The sequence below is a fragment of the Oscillibacter sp. KLE 1728 genome (genome assembly GCF_934833455.1).
Classification (GTDB): Bacteria; Bacillota; Clostridia; order Oscillospirales; family Oscillospiraceae; genus Oscillibacter; species Oscillibacter welbionis.
In genome coordinates, this window is record NZ_CAKVVF010000067.1 from 1 (window position 1) to 11198 (window position 11198).

Genomic DNA, 11198 nt, shown 5'->3' on the forward strand with positions numbered 1-11198 from the left:
TGCACAGGTCCATGATGGCGCCGCCGCCCACGGCGATGACGCGGTCATAGCTGTCGTAGGGGATGGCGTCGTACATGACCTGGATCATTTCCTCGCTGGGTTCGCCAGCGCCGAACTTCTCCTGGAACACATAATGGCACTTGAGGCCCAGATCCTTCATGAAGGGGGTGTAGATGAACTCGTTGGTCAGCACCACGTCCCGCTCGTTCAGCTTGAACTCCTCCGCCATCTGGGCGAAGGTCTGGAACTTGTACACTGTGGGAGCGAAAATAATCTCCCGCTTGTCAGCCATCAGGGAAGCGGAAAAAGCATCCATGATTCTTGTCTCCTTTTCAAAATGATATATGGCGATACAGGCAGGGCCCCTGAGGGACCCCGCCGGGTATCTGAACTTATTTGCGGGCGATGGCCTTCTTGACGGCGGCCACGATGTTGGCGGCGCGGAGGCCGTACTCGTCCATCAGGAAGTCCTGGGGACCCACCTGACCGAACTGGTCCTGCACGCCCACAAATTCCTGTACGGTGGGGGCGTTCCTGGACAGGCAGTTGGCCACAACAGAACCCAGGCCGCAGGTGACGTTGTGGTTCTCGGCGGTGACGATGGCACCGGTCTCCTTGGCGGCCTTGACCACCAGCTCCTCGTCCAGGGGCTTCCAGGTGAACATGTCGATGACCCGGACAGAGATGCCCTCTGCCTGCAGAGCCTCATAGGCCTTCAGGGACTCGTCCACCATGATGCCGGAGGTGATGATGGTGGCCTGATCCTTGTCGGACTCATGCAGCACCACACCCTTGCCGATCTCGAACTCGCTTCCCTCGCCGTACACCTGGATGATGCCCTTGCGGACGAACCGGGTGTAGGTGACGCCCTTGTCGATGTTCACCAGTTGGCGGGTGATACTGGCAAGCTGGTCATAGTCGGCGGGGTCCAGCACTGTGGTTTCGGGGATGGAGAGGTACATGGCTGCATCCTCCAGCGGCATGTGGGTGCCGCCGTTGAACGCGGCGGTGACGCCGGCGTCGGAACCCAGAACATGGACCGTCAGCCCGGCATAGGCAGCTGACATATAGATCTGGTCATAGCACCGGCGGGAGGAGAAGGTACCGAAGGAGTGGAAGAAAACCTTCTTGCCGGTGGCGGCGAGACCCGCAGACACACCGGCGGCGTTGCCCTCGGCGATGCCGGCCTCAAAGGCCCGGTCGGGATAGTGCTCCCGCAGCCGCTTGGTGTTGATGCAGCCCATCAGGTCGCAGTCCACATAGCAGATGGACTTGTCCTGCGCCATCATCTCGTCCAGGGTCAGGGCGAGACCGTCCCGGCAGGCCCGGGAGTCCTTTTCATGCTTACCGATCAGTTTCACGTTCATTGCTCTCACCCTCCTCAAGCGTTCTTGGCGTCTTCCAGAGCCTTTTCCGCGGCGGCCAGCGCCTCGGCCCACTGCTCCTCATTGGGCTGGGAGGAGTGGTCGTGCTTGGGCTCAGCGAAAGTGGCGCCCTTGCCCTTGCAGGTGTCCAGCACGATGCAGCTGGGCACGCCCTTCTTGGTGTAAGCGTTCTGGATGGCGTCGTAGATGGCCTTCACATCATGGCCGTCGATCTCCTGGGTATACAGGCCGAAGGATTCCGCCTTCTTGGCAATGTTGCCGTGGTCCAGGATGTCGGCGGTGGGGCCGTCCAGCTGATAGCCGTTGTTGTCGATGAAGTAGATGATGTTGTCCAGCTTGTGGGCGTATGCGAAGTGGAATGCCTCCCAGACTTGGCCCTCGTCGGCCTCGCCGTCGCCGATGACGCAGAACACGTGGCTGTCACGGCCATCGATCTTGTTGCCCAGAGCGGCGCCGGTGGCGGTGGAGGCGCCCTGGCCCAGAGAGCCGGTGGTCAGATCCACGCCGGGGGTCAGCTTCCGGTCGGTGTGGCTGGGGAACTTGGTGTGAGGATGGTTGAGGGTATAAGCTTCCTCCATGGGATAGTAGCCCATCAGGCCAAAAGTGGCGTAAGCCACGGGGCCCGCGTGGCCCTTGGACAGGACCAGCCAATCCCGATCCTCCCACCGGGGGTTCTTCGGGTCAAACTTCATAACCTCTCCGTACAGGACGGCCATCAGGTCCGCCAGGTCCATGGAGCCGCCCACGTGGCCGAAGCCCCGGGAGTGGATGACCTTCAGCGTTTCCAGCCGGATCTCAGCCGCCAGAACTTTGCACTTTTTTTCGTTCATGGGGTGTTTCTTCCTTTCCTTCACTTAAATTGCACGCCGCGCGGAAACCTGCGCCGCATAGGTTCGACAGGGGGACAGGTCGCTGAGAAGTGAGAATGCAATGTGTGTGCGCCAACAGAAAAAGCAAAACGATTACTTCGCTTTCAGAATACCACAAATTCCAAAACATGAAAAGGGGGTTATCAAAGGTTTTTGAAAATTCGTCCCGCCGGTGGTGCCGTGGGGCGAACCTGAAGAAGCGTGTATCGGCGGATTTCCCAATGTCTGCACAAAAATATGGTGGTTTTGACCAAAAATCAACCCTGACATTTTCTATATTTTACCCCATCCTCCTATACGGAGTCAATATGAGTTTGAATTTTCACAAGAATAACTTCCGCAGATAGGAAGGTACACAGGCGCAGGGGGGAGTGACTACCTAGAGAAAGGAAAACCATGGGAAGCAGCACTTCAAGGTTTTCCTCAATTTTCCAGAAACACCTACGGGCGGCAAGGCTTGCGGCGGAAGGCCCTGCATCGTTCTGTAATTGACAAGCCCCGGCAAATTCGCTATTCTATATGGGACGGCATACGCCTCCGGCCGGCTTTGGCGGGTGGGGAAAGCGTTTGCGCAGAATGCGCCGCACCGGCGGCGGGAAAGGCAGAGTCAGATGAAGAACGTCACGCTGAAGGACGTGGCCCGAGCGGCGGGCGTCTCTTATTCCACAGTCTCTCGCTCTCTGTCAGGCAGCCCACAGATCGGGCGGGAGACCCGGGAGCGGATCCTGCGCCTGTGCGACGAGATGGGCTACACCAAAAACTATGTGGCCCGCTCCATGGTCATGCGGAGGACGGAGCTGATCGGTCTGGTAGTGCCTTCTATTGACAATCAGTTCATGGCAGAGCTGGCGTACCACGCGGAGATGAGCGCCCGGGCGCGGGGCTACAATCTCATGCTGTGCAACTCCGGGCCGGATCTGCGGCAGGAGAAGGCGGTGGTAAAGCTGCTGGTGGGCCGCCAGGTGGACGGGATGCTGATCGTCCCCCAGGAGCACCGGAGCTGTGAGGAGCTCCGGGTCTACACGGAGCAGGTGCCCACGGTCTTCCTCAGCGAGGATCTGCGGGACGAACCCCTCAGCTGTGTGACCACGGACAATACCGGGGCCACCTACCTGGCCATGGAATACCTGCGGAGCCTGGGGCACCGGGAGATCCTGTACTTCGGCCGCAGGCACACCGTCACCCACCAGCTGCGGGCAGAGGGCTACCTGCGGGCCTGCCGGGACATGGGGCTGACACCGCGGATTGTGGACAGCAGCTTTCCCCGCTCCTCAGTGGCCGGCGGCTATGAGCTGGCCCGGGAGCTGTTTACCAAGCCCCTGGACTATACGGCCATCCTGGCCTCCACGGACTCCAACGCCCTGGGGATTCTGCGGGCGGCGGACGAGCTTGGGATCAGGGTGCCGGAGCAGCTGAGTCTGATGGGATTTGACAACATCGCATCTGCCGCCATGCCGCGGATCGACCTGACTACGGTGGAGCAGTCCAAGCGGGAGATGGCCCTTCAGGCGGTGGAGATTCTGTTGGATAAGATCGAGCGGGGCACCCAGGGCTACGTCCATCAGATCCTGATGCCCAGTCTGGTGAAGCGCAGCTCCTGCAGGGCGTTGACATGAGAGACGTCTGCCGTTCTGCGGCGCGGCGCACTGCTTGACGGATAAGAAGAGGCGATCAGCTATGAAAGAGTATCTCTACGACCCCCACACCCACACGGCGGAGACCAGCAAATGCGGCCATCTGCCGGCGGCGGAGGTGGTGGATCGCTATGCCGGGCACGGATTTTCCGGCCTGGTGGTGACGGATCACCTCCACCCGGAGTACTTGTCCCGGATTGACACGGACCACAACTGGGACCATGTGATCGACCACTATCTTGCCGGCTACCGGGCCTCCAAGGCCCGGGGAGACGAACTGGGGCTGGATGTGATCCTGGGGGCGGAGCTGCGCTTCCCGGAGAACGACAACGACTATCTGGTCTATGGCATTGACGAGACGTGGCTGCGGGCGAACCCATATCTGTGCTGCATGAGCGCCCGGGAGTTCTACCGGAAATTCCACGACCAAGTACTGATCGTCCACGCCCACCCTTACCGCGACGGCAATACCACGGTATTTGAAGATGCTGTCCACGGCACGGAGATCCTCAACGCCCATCCCCGCCATGAAAACCATAACGACCGGGCCCTGGAGCTGGCGAAGCGCCACCCGGAGTATCTGCGCCTGGCAGGGTCTGACACCCACGAGGATGGTGACGAGTGCCGGGCTGGCGTCCTCCTGCCGGAGCGGGTGCGGGATTCCTTTGCCTACCGGCGCATGATCGAAGGGCGGTGCTTCCGCCTCTGGTCGCCCGTCTTTCCGGAGCTGGCGGCGGCGGATGAGGCTCTGCGCCGGGCAGAACCTGCGGAATAACAGCTTGTCCGCGCCGCGGAGCCGAACAGAAAAGCGCTGCCTTTGGCGGCGCTTTCTTGCTTGACAGCGGGGAGCGGAGCCGGATATAATGGAAAAAACAGGAGGTGATGGGATGCGAAAGAGCATTGTGGTGCTGATCGTTGCGGTGCTGGCAGTGGCGGCCGGAGCGGTGGTGCTGTCCCTGTCGGCTCCCGTGTTGGACGAGGAGGTGGAGTACCGGCTCACCTCGCTCTATTACCGGGGACAGGAGATCTCGTCCCAGGTGGACGGGGACGAGGTGCTGGATCTGCTGGAGGGCGCCTCCCGCGGTCTGATTTCCCGGGGCGGACTCCCGGCGCATTCCTTCCGGGATATGGTGGAGGTGAACGTCGTCGGCGGAGAGGAGGCCCTGCACGTGGTACTCTCCATGGAGGACGGGCTCTTCGCCGTTTATCAGGATCCGGATTGGAGTTATGCCATTCGGGAGGGTGAGGCGCTGGCCGCCGCGGTGGAGGCGCTGCTGCCCGCATGAGAGGACCGTAAGACAACCTGAAAGCACCCCGCGGCCGTCGGCCGCAGGGTGCTTTTTCCTGTTTCGGGTTCAAACCTTGGCGGGCTGCATCTGTGACATCTGGCGCAGTACATACAGTTGAATGGGGACAGCCGCCGCCAGAGTGAGAAGATCGGAGACGGACTGGGCCATCTGGACGCCCAGAAGTCCCAACGGGGACAGGGAGAGAAGCCACACCAGGGGAATGAAGAAAATGCCCTGCCGGGCCATGGCGACAAAGGTGGCGGGAACGGTCCGCCCAATGGTCTGGAGCATCATGTTGCTCATGGTGATCCACGCCTGGAAGAAGAAAGTCACGCACTGGAACCGCAGGGCTACCGTGCCGATGGCGATGACCCCCGGGTCATCCCGGAACAGGGCGATGAGCTGCGGTGCAAAGGCGAACCCCAGTGCCCCGATCACCAGCAGAAAGACGGCGGCCACCTTCACGCAGAACCAGAAGCCCTCCTTCACCCGGTGATACAGCCGGGCACCGTAGTTAAAGCCGCACACCGGCTGGAAGCCCTGGCCGAATCCGATCATGGCGGAGGCGCCGAAGGTGGTGATCCGCTGGACCACGCCCATGGCGGCGATGGCCGCGTCTCCGTAAGGCATGGCGGCGTGGTTGAGGCAGATGGTGGCCACGCTGGCCAAGCTCTGCCGGGCCAGGGAAGGCAGCCCGCCCTGGATGATGAGCTTGAAGTAGGACCATTTCAGCTGGACGCGGGAGATGTGGATGTGAAGGGTGGCGCCCCGGGTGCAGCCCGCCAGCAGCAGACAGAACCCGGCGAACTGGCTGATGATGGTGGCCCAGGCGGCGCCCGCCACTCCCAGGTCAAAGACGAAGATCAGCAGGGGATCCAGCCCGATGTTCAGCACGGCGCCGCTGGCGATGCCGATGGTGCCGTAGATGGCGTTGCCCTGGAAGCGCAGCTGGTTGTTCAGTACCAGGGAGGCGGTCATCCACGGCGCGCCGATGAGAATGACGCGCAGGTAGTCCTTGGCATAGGGCAGAATGGTGGGGGAGGAGCCCAGGAACGCGGCCAGGGGCGTCAGGAAGATCTCGCCGAAAACGCAGATGAGGAGTCCGGTGAACAGGGCGGAGAAAAAGCCGGTGGCCGCCATGTTGGAGGCCGAATCCGTATTGCGCCGCCCCAGCTCCCGGGAGATGAAGTTGCCGCTGCCGTGGCCGAAGAAAAAGCCCACAGCCTGGATCACCGCCATCATGGAAAACACCACGCCCACAGCGCCAGTGGCAGCGTTGCTGCGCAGCATCCCCACAAAAAAGGTGTCCGCCATGTTGTAAAAAGCGGTCACCAGCATACTGATGATGCAGGGAACGGCCAGATGGGAGATCACCCGGCTCACCGGTTCTTCTGTGAGCTGGTGGAATTTCTGTTCCTGTTCTTCACCCATGGAGAGCCCTCCTCCTGAAATATTTACATGATCCTAACAGAATTATAGCACGGCTCTGACAAAAGGGAAGGGTATTTTCCGGGGATTGGCACATCGGCGCCGGTATGGTATAATGGAAAACAGCGGGTCCGGTGGTTCCCTCCGGTGCCCTACATTCATTATAGAAAAAACAACCAGAGGAGCAAACGCAATGGAACATCTGACTGCCTTTTTGACGCGCATGCCCAAGGTGGAGCTCCATGTCCATCTGGAGTCCACCATGCCGGGGGAGATGCTGGCGCGGTTCGCGGCCCGGCAGGGGCGGGAGCTGCCCCGCCCGGCGGAGCGGCTGTACGACTGCTCTGCTGAGGACCTGAGCGACTTCCTCGCCTTTCTGGACAACATCTGCTCCTTTGTGGGCACGCCGGAGGAGCTGGCGGAGGCGGCGGAGCACGCTGCGTTGGAGAGTGGACGGGAGCATATCCTGTACAGCGAGATGATCCTGAACCCCACCCACTGGCCCCAGTTCTCGGTACCGGAGATCATCGCCGCGGTGACCGCTGGGTTTGACCGGGCTGCGGCACAGGGCGGCGCAGACTGCCGATTCACGCTGTCTCTCTCCCGCACCCAGACGGGGGCGGAGGCCATGGCCCTGGTGGAGGATATGAAAGCCCACCGGACCCACCGGCTGGCGGGCCTCTCCATTGACGGGAACGAGGCCCTGGCGGGCCGAACGGGGGAGCGGTTCCGTCCGGCGTTCCTGGCGGCGGGTGCGGCGGGCTTCGGCCGCACCGCCCACGCCGGGGAGAGCAGCGGGCCGGATGGCGTGCGGGACGCCCTGGATCTCCTGGAGGCGGACCGGCTGGACCACGGCGTCCGGGCGGCAGAGGACGCGGATTTGACGGCCCGGCTGGTGCGGGAGCGGGTGCCGCTGAACATCTGCCTGACCTCCAACCTGACACTGCTGTACCGGCGGCGGGAGGATCATCCCCTGCGGCGTCTGCTGGATGCAGGGGCGGTGGTGACCCTGAGCCGGGACGATCCTACCTTCCTGGGCGGGCTGACCCTGACGGAGGAGCTGCGCCGGGCCGCAGAATTCGCCTATATGAGCCGTGAGGAACTGCTGGCCTGCCAGGAGGCGGCGGTGGACGCCGCCTTCTGCGGACCGGAGACCAAGAACTTCCTGCGGCGGGCCCTTGCAGAATTTCAGCAGAGCTGACAGGCGCAGTCAGGCGTTGCCGCGCATAAGATGGGTTGTATCCAGGGCGGAAACGCCGGATATAATTTCCATGAAACGAGGGAATTCCTTTGCGTATCAATGAAGCCTATGAGCATGAGCCCATTTTACCATATCAGTCCGAAGAATCCTGCCCCCTGAACGGCTGCAACAAGGTCAGTACCCAGTGTGTGGATGTGACTGCCTCCGTGATCCTGTCCCCCACCGCAGTCATGGGCAGCCCCACCGTCACCTGTCAGGGCAATCCCACCATCACCTGCGCCACCAATGCAGACGGAACCATGTGCACCGTGACTATGACCCAGAAGGTCTGTGTCTCCATCCCGGTCCGCTACGGCACGACCATTTCTACCTGCGACCCCACCATCACCTGCGCAGAGAGCTGCATCGGCTGCGGCGGCTGCTGAGGAAAGCGGAACAGGGTCCCCGCCCATTTCGGCGGGGCCCTTTTCGTGTTTGCGCCCAGGAGAAATGGGGTTGCAAGTTTGTTGAAAAAACGATATACTGAATTGGATTTGTAAAGATTTTTCAACAGAAAGGAAGCGCTGTAATGACTGCTTATCCCAAGATGACCGCCGAGGAGCGGAAGGCGGAATACGCCGAGGTGACCCGGGAGTACGAGGAGCTGAAGGCCCGGGGACTGAATCTGAACATGGCCCGGGGCAAGCCCGGTAAGGCGCAGCTGGATCTGGTCAGCGATATTTTCAGCCTGATGCAGAAGCCGGAAGACTACGTGTCCGACGGCGTCGACGTGCGTAACTACGGCGAACTCAGTGGCCTGCCCGCCGCCAAGCGGCTGTTCGCGGAGATCCTGGGCTGCCGGCCGGAGCAGGTGTTCGTGGGCGGCAACGCCAGCCTGCAGCTGATGTACGATACCATCTCCAAGGCCTATACCCATGGTCTGCTCCACAGCGAGCGCCCCTGGTGCAGGGAGCCCGTGGTGATGTTCCTGTGCCCCGCCCCCGGCTATGACCGCCATTTCAAGGTGACGGAGTCCTTTGGCTTTGAGCTCGTCACCATCCCCATGACGGACGAGGGACCGGACATGGACGCGGTGGAGAAGGCCATCCAGGACCCGGCGGTCAAGGGCATGTGGAACGTGCCCAAGTACTCCAACCCCGACGGCATCATCTACTCCGCCGAGACCATCCGGCGCATCGCCTCTATGAAGCCCGCCGCCCCGGACTTCCTGCTGATGTGGGACAATGCCTACTGTATCCATGAGTTCGAGGGGGACTATGTGGAGTTCCCGGACATCCTGGCGGAGTGTGAAAAATACGGCAACGCCGACATGGTGTTCGAGTTCGCCTCCACCTCCAAGGTGACCCTGCCCGGCGCCGGCATCTCCTGCTTTGCCTGCTCCGAGGCCAACATGGCTTACATGGAAAAGCTCCTCACCGTTCAGGTCATCAGCTTCGACAAGGTGAACCAGCAGCGCCATGTGCTCTATCTCAAGGACAAGGCCCACACCCTGGAGCTGATGAAGAAGCACGCCGCCATCATGGGCCCCAAGTTCCGCTGTGTGGTGGACGCGCTGGACCGGGAGATCGCGCCGCTGGAGATCGCCTCCTGGCGGCGGCCCAAGGGCGGCTACTTCGTCTCTCTGAACGCCATGCCCGGCACCGCCAAGCGGACGCTGGCCCTGTGCAAGGAGGCGGGCGTCACCATGACCGGCGCAGGCGCCACCTTCCCCTATGGCAAGGATCCCCAGGACAGCAATATCCGCATCGCGCCTTCCCTGCCCCCTGTTGAGGAGCTGGAGCAGGCCATCGCCGTGCTGTGCGTCTGCCTGAAGATGGCGGCCCTGGAGAAGCTGGGCGTATGAGATACAAGGGAAGCGTTTACCGTCCGCCCTCTGAGGCGTACAGCCTCATCGTCCAGGTGACCTACGGGTGCAGCCACAACACCTGCGCCTTCTGCAGCATGTATAAGGAGAAGCACTTCGCCATTCGTCCCCTGGAGGAGGTGCTGGAGGACTTCCGCATCGCCCGGGGCGTGTACCGCCGGGTGGACCGGGTGTTTCTGGCAGATGGCGACGCATTAGTCCGGAAAGCGAATGAGCTTTACACCATCCTGGACACCATTCGGGAGCTGTTCCCAGAGTGTGAGCGGGTCACCAGCTACGCGTCCCCTGCCTCCATCCGTATCCGGACGGAGGAGGAGCTGCGGACGCTGCGGGACAAGGGCCTGACCATGGTCTACATGGGACTGGAGTCCGGGTGCGACGACGTTTTGAAGCGGATGCGCAAGGGCCACATGTCCGCCGAGATCGTGGAGATGGGCCGGAAGGTCCGCCGGTGCGGCATGGCGCTGTCCGTCACCGCCATCACGGGCCTGGGCGGCCCGGAGCTGCTGGAGCGCCACGCCATCGAGACGGCGGAGGCATTCAACGCCATGAACCCGGAGTATATCGGGATGCTGACGCTGATGGTGGAGCCGGAGACGCCCCTTTACGACTGGGTGCGGGACGGCAGCTTCCAACTGCTGACCCAGCCCCAGGTGCTGGAGGAAACCCGGCTGCTGATGGAGCATCTGGACAGCCCCGGCAGCGTGTTCCGGATGAATCACGCCAGCAACTACCTGGTGCTGAAGGGCACGCTGAACCGGGACAAGGAGGCCATGCTCCGCACCATCGATGCGGCGGAGCACGACCTGAGCCGCCTCCGGCCGGAGGAGTGGCGGGGCCTGTAAAACCAAATGAAACAGCCGCAGAGCAACGCTCTGCGGCTGCTTTTTTGCCCGGGACCGCAGGCTTGACAGCCCCTGCCGGAGATGATACCATAGGGCCGATTTCCAAGCGGGGTGGGATGTCGGTTCTGTGCGCAAGACCAACTACTGGGCTGAAAAGGAGGCGGCATCCCCCTGTTTGGTGTTGCCCGGCCCCCCTTGAAAGTCCAACGTGATATGTGCAGCGGCGCAGCGTGAGCGGACATTCCGGGGCATGGAAACCTCAAAAAAAGGATAAAAAACCCAGTTGGCAACCGTTGGTTGCTGGAAAGTAAGCCGCGCGCGGTTTACTTTCATTTCTTGCTGGGATAGATTTGGAGATGTAAACAATGACCTTAGATAAAAAATTGGCTCGCTTGCGAAAAAGAGAAGGGCTGTCCCAAGCAGAGGTATCGGAAGAGCTGGATGTGTCCCGGCAGGCCGTAACAAAATGGGAAACAGGGACGTCCAGGCCATCAATAGAAAATCTGCAATCTCTGAGCAGGCTCTATAACGTCCCGCTGGAGTATCTGCTGGATGAAAGCGGGGACGAACTTCCTGCTCCTGCTCCGGCGGCCCCGGCTGCAGAGAAGGGGCCGGAGCAGACGGTACAGAAAAAAGAAAAGCAGTGGATGAGGCTGCTTGTGATCGGCGCCGTTGTTTTGGCC

General features: G+C 61.6%; 11 protein-coding genes and 1 pseudogene. 8 read left to right on the top strand and 4 right to left on the bottom strand.

Annotation, left to right across the window (positions count from 1 at the left end):
- The 3 genes and pseudogenes from QVE23_RS08255 to QVE23_RS08265 form a co-directional block, all read right to left on the bottom strand.
- A pseudogene (locus QVE23_RS08255) lies at positions 1-316 on the bottom strand (4-hydroxybutyrate dehydrogenase); the annotation flags it as partial.
- A 76-nt stretch (positions 317-392) separates the two neighbouring features.
- Complete coding sequence (locus QVE23_RS08260; protein ID WP_021750902.1) at positions 393-1367, bottom strand: transketolase family protein; 975 nt, start codon at positions 1365-1367, stop codon at positions 393-395.
- 14 nt (positions 1368-1381) lie between these two features.
- Complete coding sequence (locus QVE23_RS08265) at positions 1382-2215, bottom strand: transketolase (RefSeq protein ID WP_287967918.1); 834 nt, start codon at positions 2213-2215, stop codon at positions 1382-1384.
- Between the two features lie 650 nt (positions 2216-2865).
- Here QVE23_RS08265 and QVE23_RS08270 point away from each other — a divergent pair.
- The 3 genes from QVE23_RS08270 (at position 2866) to QVE23_RS08280 (ending at position 5174) form a co-directional block, all read left to right on the top strand.
- Entirely contained in the window at positions 2866-3870 is a 1005-nt protein-coding gene (locus tag QVE23_RS08270; protein ID WP_025544449.1) for a LacI family DNA-binding transcriptional regulator, read from the top strand.
- A 61-nt stretch (positions 3871-3931) separates the two neighbouring features.
- Positions 3932-4663, top strand: a complete 732-nt coding sequence (locus tag QVE23_RS08275; RefSeq protein WP_119311199.1) for a PHP domain-containing protein — start codon at positions 3932-3934, stop codon at positions 4661-4663.
- Positions 4664-4775: 112 nt separating this feature from the next.
- The gene (locus QVE23_RS08280; RefSeq protein ID WP_025544447.1) at positions 4776-5174 is read left to right on the top strand and encodes a hypothetical protein; all 399 of its coding nucleotides are present in this window, start codon (positions 4776-4778) and stop codon (positions 5172-5174) included.
- A gap of 69 nt (positions 5175-5243) precedes the next feature.
- On the opposite strand, the gene QVE23_RS08285 is transcribed toward QVE23_RS08280, so the two are convergent.
- Positions 5244-6608, bottom strand: coding sequence for an MATE family efflux transporter (locus QVE23_RS08285; RefSeq protein ID WP_021750896.1), 1365 nt, complete (start codon positions 6606-6608; stop codon positions 5244-5246).
- 190 nt (positions 6609-6798) lie between these two features.
- Here QVE23_RS08285 and QVE23_RS08290 point away from each other — a divergent pair, with 190 nt between their 5' ends.
- The 5 genes from QVE23_RS08290 to QVE23_RS08310 all read left to right on the top strand — a co-directional run.
- A complete protein-coding gene (locus tag QVE23_RS08290) occupies positions 6799-7806 on the top strand; it encodes an adenosine deaminase family protein (protein WP_158629679.1) in 1008 nt (335 codons plus the stop codon).
- Between the two features lie 89 nt (positions 7807-7895).
- Positions 7896-8231, top strand: coding sequence for a hypothetical protein (locus tag QVE23_RS08295; RefSeq protein ID WP_021751899.1), 336 nt, complete (start codon positions 7896-7898; stop codon positions 8229-8231).
- A 143-nt stretch (positions 8232-8374) separates the two neighbouring features.
- Entirely contained in the window at positions 8375-9649 is a 1275-nt protein-coding gene (locus QVE23_RS08300; RefSeq protein WP_287967919.1) for an aspartate aminotransferase type Ic, read from the top strand.
- Positions 9646-10515 carry a radical SAM protein gene (locus QVE23_RS08305; RefSeq protein ID WP_025544024.1) on the top strand — a complete coding sequence of 290 codons (870 nt, stop codon included), beginning with the start codon at positions 9646-9648 and terminating at the stop codon, positions 10513-10515. Before QVE23_RS08300 ends, QVE23_RS08305 begins: the two co-directional genes overlap by 4 nt.
- A gap of 365 nt (positions 10516-10880) precedes the next feature.
- On the top strand, positions 10881-11198 hold a 318-nt coding region (locus tag QVE23_RS08310), incomplete at its 3' end, for a helix-turn-helix transcriptional regulator (protein ID WP_287967920.1).

Excerpts from the sequence above, each read along its gene's own strand:
- QVE23_RS08270 (WP_025544449.1), top strand. The coding sequence starts at position 2,866 with ATGAAGAACGTCACGCTGAAGGACGTGGCCCGAGCGGCGGGCGTCTCT.
- QVE23_RS08275 (WP_119311199.1), top strand. The coding sequence starts at position 3,932 with ATGAAAGAGTATCTCTACGACCCCCACACCCACACGGCGGAGACCAGC.
- QVE23_RS08305 (WP_025544024.1), top strand. The coding sequence starts at position 9,646 with ATGAGATACAAGGGAAGCGTTTACCGTCCGCCCTCTGAGGCGTACAGC.
- QVE23_RS08300 (WP_287967919.1), top strand. The coding sequence starts at position 8,375 with ATGACTGCTTATCCCAAGATGACCGCCGAGGAGCGGAAGGCGGAATAC.
- QVE23_RS08280 (WP_025544447.1), top strand. The coding sequence starts at position 4,776 with ATGCGAAAGAGCATTGTGGTGCTGATCGTTGCGGTGCTGGCAGTGGCG.
- QVE23_RS08290 (WP_158629679.1), top strand. The coding sequence starts at position 6,799 with ATGGAACATCTGACTGCCTTTTTGACGCGCATGCCCAAGGTGGAGCTC.
- QVE23_RS08285 (WP_021750896.1), bottom strand. The coding sequence starts at position 6,608 with ATGGGTGAAGAACAGGAACAGAAATTCCACCAGCTCACAGAAGAACCG.
- QVE23_RS08265 (WP_287967918.1), bottom strand. The coding sequence starts at position 2,215 with ATGAACGAAAAAAAGTGCAAAGTTCTGGCGGCTGAGATCCGGCTGGAA.
- QVE23_RS08260 (WP_021750902.1), bottom strand. The coding sequence starts at position 1,367 with ATGAACGTGAAACTGATCGGTAAGCATGAAAAGGACTCCCGGGCCTGC.